At 61.6% G+C, this 15,715-nt stretch carries 14 protein-coding genes and 1 riboswitch; of the genes, 5 read left to right on the top strand and 9 right to left on the bottom strand.

What is annotated here, in order from left to right:
* Nucleotides 1–88 precede the first annotated feature (88 nt).
* Together OPV09_RS20745 and OPV09_RS20750 are read right to left on the bottom strand one after the other, a co-directional pair.
* Nucleotides 89–568 carry an Imm26 family immunity protein gene (locus OPV09_RS20745; RefSeq protein ID WP_070302110.1) on the bottom strand — a complete coding sequence of 160 codons (480 nt, stop codon included), beginning with the start codon at nt 566–568 and terminating at the stop codon, nt 89–91.
* Nucleotides 569–693: 125 nt separating this feature from the next.
* Complete coding sequence (locus OPV09_RS20750; RefSeq protein ID WP_034750230.1) at nt 694–999, bottom strand: hypothetical protein; 306 nt, start codon at nt 997–999, stop codon at nt 694–696.
* 143 nt (nt 1,000–1,142) lie between these two features.
* Between OPV09_RS20750 and OPV09_RS20755 the strand changes: the two genes are divergently transcribed.
* Together OPV09_RS20755 and OPV09_RS20760 are read left to right on the top strand one after the other, a co-directional pair.
* Nucleotides 1,143–2,300: an iron-containing alcohol dehydrogenase gene (locus OPV09_RS20755; RefSeq protein WP_338679263.1), complete on the top strand. Its 1,158-nt coding sequence runs from the start codon at nt 1,143–1,145 to the stop codon at nt 2,298–2,300.
* Between the two features lie 67 nt (nt 2,301–2,367).
* A riboswitch (TPP riboswitch) is annotated at nt 2,368–2,465 on the top strand.
* 85 nt (nt 2,466–2,550) lie between these two features.
* On the top strand, nt 2,551–4,698 hold the full coding sequence (locus OPV09_RS20760) for a TonB-dependent siderophore receptor (RefSeq protein ID WP_338679264.1): 2,148 nt from the start codon (nt 2,551–2,553) through the stop codon (nt 4,696–4,698).
* Here OPV09_RS20760 and OPV09_RS20765 read toward each other — a convergent pair.
* The 3 genes from OPV09_RS20765 to OPV09_RS20775 form a co-directional block, all read right to left on the bottom strand.
* A complete protein-coding gene (locus OPV09_RS20765) occupies nt 4,695–5,243 on the bottom strand; it encodes an ATP-binding protein (RefSeq protein ID WP_338682330.1) in 549 nt (182 codons plus the stop codon). The two genes, OPV09_RS20760 and OPV09_RS20765, sit on opposite strands and share 4 nt — an antisense overlap.
* Nucleotides 5,243–5,854 (bottom strand): nicotinamide riboside transporter PnuC, encoded by a 612-nt coding sequence (gene pnuC, locus OPV09_RS20770; protein WP_338679265.1) that lies wholly within the window; start codon nt 5,852–5,854, stop codon nt 5,243–5,245. Before pnuC ends, OPV09_RS20765 begins: the two co-directional genes overlap by 1 nt.
* An 86-nt stretch (nt 5,855–5,940) precedes the next feature.
* A complete protein-coding gene (locus tag OPV09_RS20775) occupies nt 5,941–6,459 on the bottom strand; it encodes a DUF2867 domain-containing protein (protein ID WP_338679266.1) in 519 nt (172 codons plus the stop codon).
* A gap of 67 nt (nt 6,460–6,526) precedes the next feature.
* Here OPV09_RS20775 and OPV09_RS20780 point away from each other — a divergent pair, with 67 nt between their 5' ends.
* The 3 genes from OPV09_RS20780 (at nt 6,527) to OPV09_RS20790 (ending at nt 8,394) form a co-directional block, all read left to right on the top strand.
* Nucleotides 6,527–7,162 carry a TetR/AcrR family transcriptional regulator gene (locus OPV09_RS20780; RefSeq protein WP_070302120.1) on the top strand — a complete coding sequence of 212 codons (636 nt, stop codon included), beginning with the start codon at nt 6,527–6,529 and terminating at the stop codon, nt 7,160–7,162.
* Between the two features lie 40 nt (nt 7,163–7,202).
* Complete coding sequence (locus OPV09_RS20785) at nt 7,203–7,817, top strand: class I SAM-dependent methyltransferase (RefSeq protein ID WP_338679267.1); 615 nt, start codon at nt 7,203–7,205, stop codon at nt 7,815–7,817.
* Between the two features lie 115 nt (nt 7,818–7,932).
* Nucleotides 7,933–8,394: a hypothetical protein gene (locus OPV09_RS20790; RefSeq protein ID WP_139143316.1), complete on the top strand. Its 462-nt coding sequence runs from the start codon at nt 7,933–7,935 to the stop codon at nt 8,392–8,394.
* An 11-nt stretch (nt 8,395–8,405) separates the two neighbouring features.
* Here the strand turns inward: OPV09_RS20790 and OPV09_RS20795 are convergent, their stop codons facing one another.
* The 4 genes from OPV09_RS20795 to OPV09_RS20810 form a co-directional block, all read right to left on the bottom strand.
* The gene (locus OPV09_RS20795) at nt 8,406–8,948 is read right to left on the bottom strand and encodes a hypothetical protein (protein ID WP_338679268.1); all 543 of its coding nucleotides are present in this window, start codon (nt 8,946–8,948) and stop codon (nt 8,406–8,408) included.
* 263 nt (nt 8,949–9,211) lie between these two features.
* Nucleotides 9,212–10,810: a tetratricopeptide repeat protein gene (locus tag OPV09_RS20800; protein ID WP_338679269.1), complete on the bottom strand. Its 1,599-nt coding sequence runs from the start codon at nt 10,808–10,810 to the stop codon at nt 9,212–9,214.
* A gap of 2 nt (nt 10,811–10,812) precedes the next feature.
* Nucleotides 10,813–12,867, bottom strand: coding sequence for a phospholipase D-like domain-containing protein (locus OPV09_RS20805; RefSeq protein ID WP_338679270.1), 2,055 nt, complete (start codon nt 12,865–12,867; stop codon nt 10,813–10,815).
* Nucleotides 12,868–12,892: 25 nt separating this feature from the next.
* The gene (locus OPV09_RS20810) at nt 12,893–15,667 is read right to left on the bottom strand and encodes a type VI secretion system Vgr family protein (RefSeq protein WP_338679271.1); all 2,775 of its coding nucleotides are present in this window, start codon (nt 15,665–15,667) and stop codon (nt 12,893–12,895) included.
* Between the last annotated feature and the right edge of the window lie 48 nt (nt 15,668–15,715).

Raw genomic sequence — 15,715 nt, forward strand, 5'->3', positions numbered from 1 at the left:
GCCAGCGGTGCAGGCGAGGTAGGTCGGATTAGCGGGAACCGCGTAATCCGACCTACACTGCGCCAACATCACCGCCACCCAGCAGCAATCAAGCCGACGCCTGCTCCTGCGCCAGCAATTTACTCATCAACAATTCCGTCGCCCCGTAGCCGTACAGGGAATCGCTTTCCATGCCCGGCGTATCGAAGGGGATCGATTCCTCGCGGTTCAGCTTGGCAGGATCGGCGTCCGCATAGCTGGCGCGCCAGGCGCGCTGCAAGGATTCGTTGCGGCGGATAAAGGCCGGCATGGGCCAGTCGTCACGATTCCAGTGGGGACTGTCGCCCAGCAGGGGCCAGCGCTCGTTGAGCAGGGCCATGTCGCCCGTGCGCAGGCGGCGCACGGCCTGTTCCGGCCGCAAGCCTTCCAGCTCGTCCAGCGTGGGCAAGCTGTCGCGCTTCGGTCCGAACATATATGCCAGCATGATGCGCCCGGCAGGCGCCCTGCGCGCCACCACGCCGACGGCATAACCGCCGCCCGGCAGGGGCACGGCAAACCAGCTGCCTTCTCGGTATGGTAATGATTTCATTTCTAAAAGCCCCCTGTAATACACCGGACAGCCGCTGCTATCCGGCGTTAAATTTAATTAGGGGCACAGTCTACGCGAAGCGATGCGAAAGTGGCGCATGGTACGCCACAACAACAAACCAATAGTTACAATATTTTCTCGTCATAGTGATACTGGGCAACAATCGGCCCCGCCTTGAACAGCGCCTCCTTCATGGCCGTGTCCAGGCGCGCATCGCGGCGGCGCATCCATTCGAGCAGCATGGCCGCTTCCTTGCGGCTCGTGTCGCCCGCATGCGCGAGCACGCGGCGCAGTTCCGGGTCCGTGCACGCTTCAAAACGCTGGCTGTTCAAGTCCAGCGCCTGCAGCGCGGCGATGGTGGCGCCGATGGCGCGGTGCATGTCGAGCGCGGTGGCCGGCAAGCCGGATTCTTCCAGTGGGACGGTGGTCATGCGCATTCCTTTTTCGCGTGGTGGTGACATCGGCTGCATTCTCCACCGCGCGGGCGAAAAGCTCAAGCGTCCACGACACGTTTCCACCCGTTCGGCCATAATCATGGCTCAGCAACAGCCTAAACCCCAGCGGCAGGAGCCCCATGTTCAATTTCGACTTTTACAATCCGACGCAAATCCTCTTCGGCCAGGGCCAGATCGCCGCCATCACGGCACTGATCCCGCCCCATGCCAGAGTGCTCATGACGTATGGCGGCGGCAGCATCAAGCAGAACGGCGTCTACGATGAAGTCAAGGCGGCGCTGGCCGGCCATACGATGATCGAGTTTGCCGGCATCGAACCCAATCCCAGCTATGAAACCCTGATGCAGGCCGTGGCCCTCGTGAAAAGCGAGCGCATCGATTTCCTGCTGGCCGTCGGCGGCGGCTCTGTGGTCGATGGCACCAAGTTCATCGCCGCCGCCGCCCTGCACGAGGGTGAGGCGTGGGACATCCTGGCCAAGGGCGGCAAGATCGTCGAGGCCGCCCTGCCCTTCGGCACCGTATTGACTTTGCCGGCCACGGGGTCCGAAATGAATGGCTCGGCCGTGATCACGCGCAAGGCCACGCAGGAAAAGCGCTCGTTCATGAGCCGCAAGGTATATCCGAAATTCTCCGTGCTGGACCCGTCGAAAACGTTCACCTTGCCGCTGCGCCAGGTAGGCAATGGCGTCGTCGACGCGTTCGCGCATGTGATGGAGCAATACCTGACCTACCCTGTGAACGCCTCCGTGCAGGACCGCTTTGCCGAAGGCATCCTGCTGACCCTGATCGAGGAAGGCCCGAAGGCGCTGTCGCACCCGGACGACTACGACGTGCGCGCCAACGTGATGTGGAGCGCCACCCTGGCCTTGAACGGCCTGATCGGCGTGGGCGTGCCGCAGGACTGGTCCACGCACGCCATCGGCCACGAATTGACGGCCTTGTACGAACTCGACCATGCGCAAACCCTGGCCATCATCCTGCCCAGCATGCTGCGCGTGCGCAAGCAAGCCAAGCGCGCCAAGTTGCTGCAGTATGCGGCCCGCGTCTGGGGCCTGGACGGCGGCGACGAAGATGGCCGCATCGAGGCGGCCATCGCGCGCACGGAATTCTTCTTCCGCCACATGGGCGTCAAGACGCGCCTGGCCGACTACGGCCTGAACCATGCGAGCGTGGACGCCGTCGTGTCCGCCCTGGAAGCGCACGGCATGACGGCGCTGGGCGAACAGCGTGAAATCACGCCCGCCATCAGCCGCAAGGTGCTGGAACTGAGCCTGTAGATTCGCACCACACTGTTGTAAAACGGTCAGCAGGGTGGGACAGCTGGCCGTGCTTCATGCTAAGCTGTCGTTTCGCTAGGGGTCCTGGAGCAGTCATCCGGGTGAGAGATACCCTTCGTACCTGATCTGGATAATGCCAGCGAAGGAAAGCGCAAAGTACCTCCCTCCTTTGATAGCTCCTGCGTTGGCGCCAGCCGAACAAGCAGCCTGCCGTGCTCTTTACAGAGACGGCTTGAACCACGAGCAATCTATGTCCACACCGAATTTATCCGTTTCTGTATTGACCCTGGCGATCCTGCACGCGTTTGCCGCACCGGCCTTTGCCGCGAATGACGCCGCCGAAACCGCCGACCCGCAGGCCCAGAGCATGGCCGAAGTCGTCGTCACGGCCAGCAAGGCGCCGGCCGCCAAGCGCGCCTCCGTGGGCGGCTTTTCCGACGCGCCGCTGCTGCAGACACCGGCGTCCGTCACCGTCATTTCGCAAAAAGACATGCAGGACTTGCAGATCCGTAATTTCAGCGATGCCGTCAAGCTCGACGCCAGCATCAACGACGCCTACAACGCCGTCGGCTATGCGGAACAGTTTTCCATCCGCGGCTTCAAGCTCGACAACAATTCCAGCTACCGCAAGGATGGCGTGGCCATTCCTGGCGACACGCAAATTCCGCTGGAAAACAAGGAACGCATCGAAGTACTGAAGGGCCTGGCAGGCTTGCAGGCTGGCGTGGCCGCGCCGGGCGGCGTGATCGACTTCATCGTCAAGCGCCCCACCGCCGCACCGCTGCGCACCGTCACCGTGGAAACGCGCGAGCGCGGCACCCTGTATGGCGCCGTCGACCTGGGCGGCCGCCTGGAAGACACGCGCTTCGGCTACCGCGTCAACGTGGCGGCCGAGCGCCTGCGCTCCTACATCAAGGGCGCGGATGGCAACCGAAAATTCATTTCCGGCGCCTTCGACTGGCAGATTTCGCCGCAAGCCCTGCTGCAACTCGATGCCGACTACCAAGACAAGGCGCAGGCGACGGCGCCCGGCTTCCAGCTGCTGAATAACACGACCTTGCCAACCGGCATCAGCGCCGACGCCATGCTCAACCTGCAGCCGTGGACGCGCCCCGTGGAAACCGTCACCAGCAATATCGGCCTGCGCTTCCAGTATGCATTCAATGACGACTGGCGCGCCACCCTGTCGGCCAACCAGCACTCGTTCAAGCGCGACGACTACACGGCCTTCCCGTACGGCTGCAGCGGGCAGGAGCTGTACCCCGGCTTTTGCGGCAATGGCGACTACGACGTGTATGACTACCGCAGCCTGGGCGAGACGAAAAAGCCGCTGAGCGCGCAAGCCATGATCCAGGGCAAGTTCGCCACCGGTAGCCTGCGCCATGAATTCACGGCCGGCGTCTCGACCTTCCGCCGCAAGGACCGCGCGGGACTGTACGTGTACGACTGGGCTGGCGTGAGCAACATCTACCACCCGCAGATCGTCGACATGTCGACCGGTGTGCAAGGCCCCGTGCGCCTGGTGCGCAAGGACACGGAAAACTCCGTCTTCGTGCAGGATATCGTGAGCCTGGCGCCGAACTGGAAGCTGCATGGCGGCTTGCGCCATATCGACGTCGACGGCTACCAGTATGTGCTGAAGGCCGACAAGGAAATCCGCGCCAAGCACGATTTCCTGCTGCCCAACGTGTCGCTCGTCTACACCCCGCTCGACAATGTCTCCGTGTATGCGGCCTATTCGCAAGGCATGGAACATGGCGGCACGGCCGACCGCAAGGCGATGAATGCCAACGAGGAACTCACGCCCAGCCGCTCCAAGCAGATCGAGCTTGGCGCGAAGATGGATGTGACGCCGGACTTCATGGTGGCGGCCAGCCTGTTCCAGATCCGCAAGGGCCTGGAATTCCAGAATGCCGCCGGCTACTTCGTGCGCGAAGGCCAGGCACAGCACCGTGGACTGGAATTGTCGGCCCAGGGCAAGGCATCGTCCAACCTGAGCCTGGGCGCCTCCCTGACGGCCCTGAACAGCCAGCAGTCAGGCACGGGCAACGCCGCCCTCGATGGCAAGCGCGTGCCCAACGTGCCGGCCTTCAAGGCAGCCGTACATGCGGACTACGCCGTACAACAGGTGGCGGGCTTGAGCGTCAATGGCAGCTGGGAGTTTGCTAGCAAGAAAGCGTTTGAGTACAACAACACGACCTTCGTGCCGTCGTACAACGTGTTCAACCTGGGCGCCGCCTGGGCCACGCGCATCGCCGACACGCGCGCCGTGCTGCGCGCCAGCGTCAACAACGTGGCAGACAAGTTCTACTGGCGCGACGTGACGCCGGAGTCCGATGGTTATCTGTATCCGGGCGCCAGCCGCACGTTCAAAGTGTCGGCGCAGTTCGACTTTTAATTGAGGGAAATGGCAGGCGCTGCAGCTAGCGCCTGCTGCAGCAAAGGCGCCGCCTGTTCCAGGCGCGCTTCCAGGCTGTCGTGCAGCACGTGGTAGACGATGCCGCGCGCGTCGAGCTCGTCGAGCAGGTAGCGGTAGATCAGTTGGCGCACGGCTTCGGACTCACGCTGCAAGCCGTCGGCCACCCACGGGCTGTCGGGCGCCGTCACCAGGGTCAAATCGTACTGCGTGGCATCGGCCAGCGCCGCCAGCGGCGCATCGGCGCCATCGAAATAATGGCGGCTGTAGACGACCGTCATCAACGGCGTCGTGTCGCAAAACAGGAAGTTGCGCGCTTGCGCGGCGGCTTCCGCCTCGCGCTCGACTTGTGTGCGCGCAATGCCAAACTGGTCGGCCGCGACGGGCACCCTGCCCTGCGCCTCGACAAATTCACGTAAATACTCGGGCACCCAGACGGTGCCGTAGCGCTCGGCCAGGGCGGCCGCCAAGGTCGACTTGCCCGACGATTCCGCGCCGAGGATGGCCACGCGCACGCAGTTGCCCATCACTTGAGGACCATCGCATCGGGAGCGGCCGGCGCCGACTTTCTCCACGCCAGCAAGCCGATGATGGCCATCACGACGAAGAACGCGTACAGCACGGCCGTCAGCGTCAGGCCCTTGTGCAGGTACAGCCACACGTACAGCACGTCGACGATGATCCAGGCGATCCAGTTTTCCAGCTTCTTGCGCGACAGCAGGAATTGGCCCACCAGGCTGCCTGCCGTGAGGAAACCATCGGCGTGGGGCACGTCCGTATCCGTCGTCGTCAGCAGCCAGGCGATCAACAGGAAGCCGACCAGCCAGCCCGCGCCGCAGGCCAGCCAGCTGCGGCCATTCAGGCGCGTGACGGGCAGGGTCTTGCCACCGCTGGCCGGATGCAGCCACTGGTACCAGCCCCAGAACGAGACGCTGATGAACAGCAGTTGCAAGGCCATGTCGCCGTACAGACGCGACTCGAAAAACACGAAACCGTAGGCGGCCGAGGAAATGATGGCGAACAGCCACGCCCAGTGATTCTGGCGGATGTTCAGCGCAACGGTTGTCAGTGCCAGGACAAAGGAAATCAGTTCAAGCGGCGTGGTGGCAAAACCCAGCAGGAGAAGCGTATCGTTCATGGGAATCGTGATGAGGCTGGTGGTGCAGTATGCAATACCGGCCATGAATAAGCAAGATTGCCCGCAGCGCCGCAGCCCTTCCCTGCTCAGGCAAAGCCTCCCTTGACGGCGCGCGCCAGCGTACGCCGCACAACCAGCTTGTGAAATGGCCGGATCAGCAGGATGTAGCTGCGCCCTATCCAGTTATGGCAATGCACGACGGTGGAAAAGGTGATGCTGCCATGCAGCCCCGCGTCCCGGTTGCGCAGCACGGACAAACGGAAGTCCAGGTGGCTGTCGTCCTCGCCCACGATGATTTCATCATCGCTGACAGCGTAGATGCGAAAGATGCCGATGCGTCCATCAGGCTTGGCCGCCAGCTGTTTCGCCGTCTTGATGCCGAAGGGCGTGACAATAATGTCGCGCAGCGCCAGCAGCCACTGCGCCCAGCGCGGCTGGCTGCACAGCACCACGCGCGCCAGGGCCTGCATATCCATCTGCCGCACGCCAGCGCTGGGCAGGCCGACGGCATACGCGTCGGCCAGGTTGCTGCCCTGGTACAAGGGGGCGATGCTGGCGCCGGGCGGCATGGCCACGGCGCGTACCACGTTGCTAATCTCTTGCATGTGCTCTCCATGTGTTCAGTGATAACATGACCATCATACACGACAATGTGAACAGCGATAACATAGAATGAACACAAGCAGCAATTATCACCATGGCAACCTGCGCGACACCCTGGTCGCCGCCACCATCGCGCAACTGGCGCAGCAGCACGACGCCACGCTCTCGCTGCGAGAACTGGCGCGCACGGTGGGCGTGTCGATCGCCGCCGTGTACCGCCACTTCCCCAGCAAGGAAGCCTTGCTGGCCGACGTGGCGGCCGCCGGTTTCGCCAGCCTGATCGCCAAATGGGAAGCGGAACTGCCGCCGCAGGGCAGCCTGCCCTCCGAACAGCGGTTTCAGCTGCTGGGCCAGCAATACATCGAATTCGCCCTGGCCGCACCGGCCCACTACCGGCTGATGTTCGAGCACCAGGACGTGCGCCAGTTCCCCGCCCTGCTGGAAGCGGCGCAAGCGTGCTTCCAGTACGTGCTGCAGACGGCCGGCGCGGCAGTGCGCGAAGCGGGTCTCGATCCGCGCTGGGACAAGGCCGCCGCCAGCGCCGGCTGGTCGCTGGGCCACGGCTACGTGATGCTGCTGCTCAGTGGCCGGCTGGCCATGGCGGACGGTGGCGACGATTTGTCACCGGCCATGGTGCCGCGGTTTTTCCAGTTGCCCGTGGAGGCCTTGCGGCAGGCGCGCCAGCAAGCGGGAGAGCAGCCATGATGACCATCGCCAGATGCGCCCGCTGATCATGCAGAATGCCATGGACTCATCCACTGTCCCGGGCGCCGAGGGCTATGCAGACCATGCAGAGCGGCTCATCGCCCGATATGAAAGCGTTGCCTTCCTGGATAAATACCGCCCCGTTGCCCATCTCTTGCCGACGCGATCAGGCGCCGTGCTCGACATCGGCGCCGGAACCGGCGGCGACGCGGCGTGGCTGGCAAGCCTGGGACACACGGTGATCGCGCTTGAGCCCGTTGCCGCCTTCCGCGCAGCGGGCATGCAGGCGCATGCCCTGGCCAACCTTGAATGGATCAACGATAGCCTGCCCGCCCTGTCCACGATAGGCGCGCGCCACACCAGGTATGACCTGATTGTCGTCGCTGCCGTCTGGATGCATCTGGCGGCGGAAGAAAGGATGGAGGCGATGGGCAATATCAGCGCATTGCTCAAGCCCGGCGCAGTACTCGTCATTTCCCTGAGGCATGGTCCGCCCCCGGAAGGCCGCCGCATCTTTGACGTATCCGCTGGTGAAACGGCAGACCTGGCGATGCGGCATGGACTCAAGGTCATACTGAGCACGCAGGCGCCATCCATCCAGCCGCAGAATCGCCAGGCAGGGGTGAGCTGGTCCTGGCTGGTCTTTGAGAAATGATTCAAGCTGAAGCAGCGTGCGCCAGGCAGCTGAGAGGCAGGCATTCAGCCGAGACCAGCCATTATTTTTGAAACGCCGTCAATTTATGCACAATATATCAATAGACACTCTCTCCGTGATCGCCAGGCAATGCATTGCCGTGACGTGCCTGCAGCGCTTTTGCCTGCGCTTCGACATTCACCATCCGGCGCTGTCCGCGTTCGCCGGCCACATATGGAAAGTAACGCAGGTCGCGCCTGGGGATTTTGCGGCCTGGGAGCGCGGCTTTGCTTCCCTGGCTGTGACGGGCATGGGCGATCCCTGGCCGGACGACATCCGCACGGCAATACCCGGGCACCTGCTCGGCACGCTGGAGCAGCTTGTTCAGCATGTGCTGGAAACGAGCGCCTGTACCTGGCATGCCGACGACCTTCCGGCAAGCCGGCGCCAGCTGGAAGCCGTGCTTGACATCTGTGTCCGGCATGATGTGGCGGTACCGCAACTTGCGCACTATGCGCAGCACGATACGGCGCCGCGCGGCGGCTGGGGGCCGATGCTCACGGACGCCGAAGTCAGGGCCTGGAAAGCCCTGATATAGCAGTCAGCCCCTCATGCATGGCTGGCCATTGCCGCCAGCCGCACCTGGTCGAGCAGCCGTTCCTCTTCATCCGTATCGGCATCGATTTGCGTGACCACGGTCCAGAATCGCGCGCAGGTCCTGATCTGCTCGAAAGCATGGCGCGTCTCAAGCCGCACCATGGTTTTCCTCAGGCTGTGCAGATAGCCTTCCTCGATGGCATCGAGCAAGTCGTCATCGGCAGCGTCGATCAGCTCGAGCAGCGCGCCTTCTATCGTTGCATGCCCCTCTTCCCATAGTTGGCCGATTTCCGGCACATCGACTTCCATGCACTCGTTCGACCAGTCCGGCGGGTAATCACCACGCTCCCGGTTATCGGGGGCGGTGTCAAAACTCAGCGAAAGGGACGGGAACGATACGGCGTTGAAGGCAAACGCTGAAAATGCCTGGTCCTTGAATGGGGAGGCACCCAGCACTGCCAGCGACGCGCTGGCCAGCTTGAACCAGGTTTCTTCAACAGCGTATGCCGCTTCAAACGTTTGCCAGTCAGGCAGCGAATCGGGAGTCAGGGACATGATGGGCCTGTCGAAAAAGAATAGCGGTGGATAGTGCGAGGAATTATACGTGGCACAGCCAAGGCGGCAGGCGGTGGTGCGTGAACAGTGCGGACGATGCCGGGAGCACAAACCGGTGACTCAGAGCGGCCCTTCATCGTCAGCGCGGCGAAAAAAAAGACCGCACCCGCCTAGGGAGCCGGGGCCAGGTCGGATATGCAGATAGAAACTATTTCTTAGGCTGGGACAGGGTCGCCTATGAGAGATATCGCTAACGTTCAGCCTTAGCCGAGATCTGCAAGGGACGCATCCATCAAATGCCACGTCACATCGTCGTCTGACAAATCGAGCAGCCAGTCGCGGTGCGGTCGCGGGAACGGCGCGCCCTGGGTCAGCCAAGCCTGGCGCCAGTACTGGTTGACGATGGCCTGCAGCGGATGGTCGGCCGCCACCCACGGTTGCCAGACACCGCTGACCGGACAGACCTGGTCGCAAGCGCAGCTTAACCATGGCTCGGGCCGCGCAACCTCGCGCAGCAAGCCGCGCGCCGCGCGCGGCTCCATTGCCCCATGGTTGTGCCGTATCGTCAGGCACTGCTCCCATGTCACGGGGCCGTAACGGCTCTTTCCAGCGGCATCGAGCACGCTGAAATGGCGGAACTCTTCGCCTTCACCGAACAGCCAGGCCGGTTCCGTCAAACCCTGCCCAGCGACAGGTTGCCAATATGCGGAAAATGGCGCGGTCGGCGCGTCGCTGTGTAAGCCGGTGGGACGCAGGGCATAGCCGGCGGCCAGGAAATATGGTTTTTGCAACAGCGAGGCGGCGCTTGGCTTCGGGATGACTGGCGGTGGGCGCACACCCTTGGCTTCATGCAGCAAGGTATCCCTGTCGCCATTCCAGGGTGGCAGGTCGGCGGGGGGCAGTGGCAATACCTTGTCCAGATTAGGAAAGCGCGCATTGGGATTGAATCCCAGTTCACGATTAAGTACGGCATAACGTTCGCCGCGAGCTTTGTCCACGTATGGCGCCAGCATATCGGCAAGATCAAAAGGAGAACCGAATTCAATTGCCAATGCGCTCGCACATTCTGCGCAGCCAAACTTGACTCCCTCATGCAATACATTTAGAGCACGCTGTTTGGTTGCAGGAGTTCGATCGCCAATCTCATCGCCATTTGCAGCTCTTGGTATTGCATACAAATAGTGCAGGTTAAACGCAGCAGGCCCATATCCTTGAGAAAGCGCACACGCCATCATTTTTATCGCTACAGGAATATTGGCCCAATATCCAGGAATAGCACCGTCTGTTCCCGCTCTTAATTTTTCTCCTAAAAATGCCATCGCCTGAGGATTTCCCATGACAGCCGCCTTTTGCCAGAAGGCATAAGCCCGGGTGGTATCGCCTGTCACACCCGTACTGTTCGCATAATACGTTCCCATCCGGTCGTAGGCCGCCGGTATGCCCAGCCGCATCGCCTTTTCCACCAGTTGCACCGCTTCTTCCTCACCATTTAAAGGATCGCGTCCTTCCACATACAGGCTGGCCAGATTGAGCATCGCCTTCCAGTGCAAACGCTGCGCCGCCTGACGCGTCAGATCGATGATTTTTTTATAATCGCGGTCTTCCACAAAAATTTCAGGATCTTCCAAGGCGCGTGCTTCGAGAAACCAGTCCTCGGCTTGCGCATCGATGGGCGGCACCTTGTTCGATTCGATTTCACAAATGAAATCAGGGACATGCGGATTGAAGAGGGGCAGGCTTTGGTTGCGTGGCAAGACTTCTTCTTTGTCGTTTGGCATTTTGCAGGCGAATAAAGGGATATACAGGAGAACTACCAATACGGAACATGGCAGACGAATGAATATATTTTGATACTGTTTCATGCTCACCCCAGACGTATAGTAGAACTTCGGCTATCTTCTAATGGCAACAAAAAACCAATCATTTTTTTTAATTTTTCTCCGCCTTGTTTTGCCAGCTTTTTCGTTCGATTGGCTTTCATTAAGTTTCCCCACTTTTCAAAGGCATCCACAATCTCCCCCTTCGTCCCACCCCCGCCATCGACCAGTCCGCCGCTAAGCATGCGCCACACCCGCTTGCGCAAGTCCCGAGCCACGCGATGATCGACGGTGGCGATATTGATTTCGCTGTCGACGGCCATGCTGCGCTGATTCAGGTTGGCGCTGCCCAAGGTCATGAACACGTCGTCGACCAGCATCAGTTTGGAATGGATGTAGATTTCACGGTAGCGCCAGCGGTCGTTATCGAACGCGCTGACATTGAGCATGGCCACCGACACCTTCAGCCCGAATTCGCTTTCAAGCGTCATCACGCCGGGTTTGTTGATGCCGTTGGAATGCCGCACCACGTCGGGCAACTTGACTTCCGCCTCGGTGGAAATGCCGAACCCTGCCCTGACACGCCGGGTTTTCGGTCGCTTGTTGTAGTCGTCGATCATGGTATTTTGCCCTGTCATGCCATCGTGCTGCCCCAGCGCCGCCAGCGTGTCGTGGGTGCGCGGCACCATCTGCGCCCGCTCCGGCACCGGGATGACGATGAATACGTGCATGACGGGCATATCACGCATGGTCTTGCCCGCTTTCACGCTGCCGGCCTTCCAGGCGGCAACCACCTTCTTGCGCTCGGCAAGCAAGTGCGCGGCCCAATCTTCATACTGGAAATACTGGTTTTCCACATACAGGTAGCCGGCCGCCAGGCTGGCCTGGGTCACGGCGCGAAAGTAGGTTTCCTTGATGGTTTTGTCCTGCTCCTCGGGCTGCGTCAGGACGATCTGCACGGTGGCGTCGTCCGGCCCGGCCTCGCGCAACAGCCGCGCCGGTGGGCTGCCACATGGCAACTCCTGGCTAACACAGTCGGTGGAAGCCGAACGCGTGCGGTCGTCGATAGCGCGGTCCCATGCCTTCACGAAATTGTTGTACAGCGCGATCAATGCCTTGCCGCCGTCGATGCGGCAGGCGTAATCCTGATAGGGCTTCAAGGTGGCGAACCCGCCGTCCGCGGCCATTCCCTGCAAGCACTCGCGCCGCTCGTTGACGCCGCCCTGTTCGCGGCGCGTATCGTCGAGCAGATGGGCCGTCGTGTCCCAATAATCGGTCACCGAGTTCAGGCCCATCACGTAACCAACGGCCTTGGCCCCCTCTTCGTGGTCGAAATCGATCAGGACAGGCTTCTGGTGGTGCGTGCCCAGGTATTGCATGCCGGGCTTTTCGATTTCCCCCATCGTCAAGCCGCGCGGCTGGTTTATTTCGGTCGAGATACTCTTGCTGATTGCGCCGCTGTCGCCGTGGCGCAAACGAATCGTGATACCACTCAGCATGCCCTTAAACGCCGCCACATACCAGTTGTAGCAATATTCTTCACGCGCCAGCATCGGAATATCCTCGAGCCGGACCCTATCGCCCCTGAAACCGCCGCTGAACATCGCTTTCCTGGCGACCGCGTCCTGCAACATCGCCAGGCTGGCTTTGGCGCTGATGTCGTCGGCGCGCCGTCCATCGGTTTTCCATGGTGAGGTGCCGTGCGAATGGCCCGGCATATTGTGCACCATCGGCGAACCGATCCGATCATGCCAGATCAGCAGGCGTACCCTGACGTGACGCCGTGCGGCGGCGATCAGCAAGTCGCCAAACGTGTCGCCACGCGGCCAGGTGGCACCGTTGCCGCGCACCAGTTCCATACCCGGGTCGAAGCCCCAGCAGCACAGGTCGACCGAATGTTTAGCCTTGGCGATCTCCGCGGCGATGTCGGCGAACGCTTCCTGTCCGCAAATGAACAACGTCAGCTTGTTGTTATGCGTAATCGGGTGGCTGGCCTTGCCTTTCAGGTTGCGGTTTTCCAGCAGCCACTGGAGCGAACTCGTCGCAGTCCGTCCGACTTCGTCGATATGGGTGGTTTCGATGCGGCCGCTCGATTCCTGCATGGCGCTCTCCAGTCAGTGTCGTGCATCATTGAACCCAGCGGCCATCGGCGGTGTCGTCGAACGCGCGCAAACCGCGGTTCGACAGCTTCTGTTCACCATCCACCGCCGCGTTCGGGGCGAAGCGTGCGCTGGCCTGCAATGAAAACTCTTCACCATTGCCAAGGACGACACGGTAGCGCGGCGTGCCGTCCTGATGCGCGATCAGGATGCGGCCGAATTCGTCGGTCAAGCCGCGTTCGACTTCGGCGTCTCCCTTGTACAGCGTGTACGGCACGTGCGCGTATTGACCACCATCCGCATGGGCCTGGATCGTATGCTGCAATTGCCCCGCTACCGGCGCGATGGGCGGTTCCAGCTCCGGTTGCGGCCGGTTCTTGGGTGCCAGCGTTTCCAGGTTTCCATGGAACAGCGTCGGCGACGCGGTAAAAAACTGCACCTTGTCGCTAATTTCAAGCATGCAATTGGCGCCATGCAGGCGCACGCCTTTGCGGCCGCGAATATCCACCCAGTCGGTCTGGCTGATCAACTCCAGAACCTTGTTGGCGACGATATCGACCGCATCGGTTTGCGCCGCGATCTGCACCGGGCCAGCTGCGGCGATCAGTTTCATGCCAGCCTTGTGGACGAACAGGCGGAACGCTGCGCCGATGCTGGCGAACAGGCCGCCGCCGGCCGCCAGCGACAGGTCGCACCCTGTCGTCAGCGCGGTGTGCTCGGCGCTGGCGATGTGCGTCGATTGCGCGGTCGTCGTTTCGATACCGGCCGGACTGGCCAGCACCAGATGCGGCTTAGATAATTCGGGAAACGCGTTTTCGCCATTGCCGCCACCGCCCTGGATCCCGGCATGCTGAGCTTTCAGCACATCGGCGGCGGCGCCCTGCTGGGCGGCGCTTTCTTGCGCACCGTAATGCTGCGCCAAGGCGGCAAGTGCCTTGTGCCGCTCAGCAGCCTCGGCCAACCGGCGCAAGGTTTCATCCATGCTCTTGATATGAGAGCCGGCACCGGGGCGCGCTTCGGTGGTCAGCAACATGCCGCGGCCGGCGCGCGCCACGCCCCAGGCGTCTGACGCCAGTTCCCAGCCCTCGCCACGCGCATCCTTGCGCCCGTTGGCGTCTTCGATGCGGCTGATGCAGCCGAGCGACAATTGGCTGTGCTGATGATCGCTTTTCAGTTGCACCTGGATGCGCTGGTGCGTGTCGTCGAGCACCAACTGGTTGCCGCGCACGCCGTAGCCGCCGCCAGGCATCAGCTCGGCGCTGCGCCAGCCCCCAAGCATGCGTTGCCCCGGCAAATTCCACGGCGGCGCATGGTTGCCGTTGTACACAGCACCGACTATGACGGGACGGTCGATATTGCCGTCGAGAAACTGGATCAACACTTCCTGGCCAATGCGCGGCAACGCGATCTGGCCGAACGCCTGGCCCGCCCATGGCGTCATGACCCTGATCCATGGCGAACTGCCCGCGTCGAACTTGCCCAGCCGGTCCCAGTGAAATTGCACCTTCACCCGGCCCAGACCGTCGGTATGGATGGTTTCGCCTGCCGGCCCGGTGACAATCGCCGTCTGCACGCCGGGCAACGCACAAGGCGTGCTGTTGAACTGTCGCCCCGGATACCAGCGGACGCTCTTGCGGATGCAGCTAAAACGGTTTTCATAATGCGACTTCGCGCCCGTGCCTGCCTGGTAATTGTTGCTGGCGATATGATCGACCGACAAGATCAGGTATTCGCGCGAGCCGATGTCCGGGCGCGCCGGTTCACCTCTGGCCGGCATGGATTGCTTGCCGCTGAAGTGTCCGCCCAGCGTGAAACTGCGCCCGGCCTGGGCGCAGCGGTGATTGCCGCCAGCGTCGAAGTATTGCACCCGGCAGTTATTCTCCTCCAGGCGGCGTTGCGCCAGCGCTTCGCCGTCGCCCATGTCGGTATAGCCATAGCCGGTATCCTGATACAGTTCATGGGCAAACACGTCGCCCTGCTGGTGCAGCGCATGGCCGCTGGCGCGGTTGGCATACGGCTGCTTGTAATTGAAGCTGGCCAGCGTGAGCGAGCCTGAAGCGATCTTCCGTATTGCCTGCCAATCGCGTATGCCGTCGCGCTCCAGCGAGCCCGCGTCGCCGCGAAACATCATTTCGTCGGCTTCGCTGGCATGGCCATCGCCTGGGTCGATGCTGTCGCTCAGCCAGGTATTGTCGCCCAAACAGAGCGTATGACCGTCGGCGCGATGTTCATACCAATAGTGGATACCCTGGTCTTCCCAGCGCCGGTGCAGATGGTTGTAATCGGTTTCATTATGCTGGTTGGCGCAGCTTAATATCGCTTTTTCCTCATGCAGCCGGTTTTGCCAGTCGCGCTGCAAATAGTGATCGAAGGTCGTTTCGCTGATATCGATGACCGTGCGTTCGTGGAACGAGACGTTGTCCATGCGCAGCCTGGAAAATGCCAGCCAGGGTTGCAGCACCATCTGGTAGAACGCGAAACCGCCATCGCTGCGCAACAAGCGAAATTCGCCGACATAACCATTGAAATAGCGCAAGCTGCCGTCATCACGCACCATCGAAATCGTGACCATCCGGCCCATCATCGCTGTCAAGGGGACGTGGAGATTGTCGGACAGCAGTTCGGCCTCGAAGCGGAAGTCGCGTGACATTTCCTCGTGTGCCCGCAAGCTGTTGACCAGCAGCGCGGTATCGGGCGGACCATCGTTGCGCGGAAAATCCATGCGCAGCAAGCGGCTGTCCTGGACTCCCCAGCTCGCTCCGAAAAGGCGCGCCAGATCAGCTGCCAGCTCGCCATCATCCATTTTTCCTCCTTCGGATAGTTCCCCTAACCCATGCTAACCATGGTGAAC

Source organism: Janthinobacterium sp. TB1-E2 (genome assembly GCF_036885605.1).
Taxonomy (GTDB): domain Bacteria; phylum Pseudomonadota; class Gammaproteobacteria; order Burkholderiales; family Burkholderiaceae_D; genus Janthinobacterium; species Janthinobacterium aestuarii.

Bases quoted from the DNA above. Each gene is read 5' to 3' on its own strand.
- OPV09_RS20775 (WP_338679266.1), bottom strand. From the start codon at position 6,459: ATGCAAGAGATTAGCAACGTGGTACGCGCCGTGGCCATGCCGCCCGGC.
- OPV09_RS20795 (WP_338679268.1), bottom strand. From the start codon at position 8,948: ATGTCCCTGACTCCCGATTCGCTGCCTGACTGGCAAACGTTTGAAGCG.
- OPV09_RS20785 (WP_338679267.1), top strand. From the start codon at position 7,203: ATGGACTCATCCACTGTCCCGGGCGCCGAGGGCTATGCAGACCATGCA.
- OPV09_RS20800 (WP_338679269.1), bottom strand. From the start codon at position 10,810: ATGAAACAGTATCAAAATATATTCATTCGTCTGCCATGTTCCGTATTG.
- OPV09_RS20805 (WP_338679270.1), bottom strand. From the start codon at position 12,867: ATGCAGGAATCGAGCGGCCGCATCGAAACCACCCATATCGACGAAGTC.
- OPV09_RS20780 (WP_070302120.1), top strand. From the start codon at position 6,527: ATGAACACAAGCAGCAATTATCACCATGGCAACCTGCGCGACACCCTG.
- OPV09_RS20750 (WP_034750230.1), bottom strand. From the start codon at position 999: ATGACCACCGTCCCACTGGAAGAATCCGGCTTGCCGGCCACCGCGCTC.
- OPV09_RS20745 (WP_070302110.1), bottom strand. From the start codon at position 568: ATGAAATCATTACCATACCGAGAAGGCAGCTGGTTTGCCGTGCCCCTG.
- OPV09_RS20810 (WP_338679271.1), bottom strand. From the start codon at position 15,667: ATGGATGATGGCGAGCTGGCAGCTGATCTGGCGCGCCTTTTCGGAGCG.
- OPV09_RS20755 (WP_338679263.1), top strand. From the start codon at position 1,143: ATGTTCAATTTCGACTTTTACAATCCGACGCAAATCCTCTTCGGCCAG.
- pnuC (WP_338679265.1), bottom strand. From the start codon at position 5,854: ATGAACGATACGCTTCTCCTGCTGGGTTTTGCCACCACGCCGCTTGAA.
- OPV09_RS20760 (WP_338679264.1), top strand. From the start codon at position 2,551: ATGTCCACACCGAATTTATCCGTTTCTGTATTGACCCTGGCGATCCTG.
- OPV09_RS20765 (WP_338682330.1), bottom strand. From the start codon at position 5,243: ATGGGCAACTGCGTGCGCGTGGCCATCCTCGGCGCGGAATCGTCGGGC.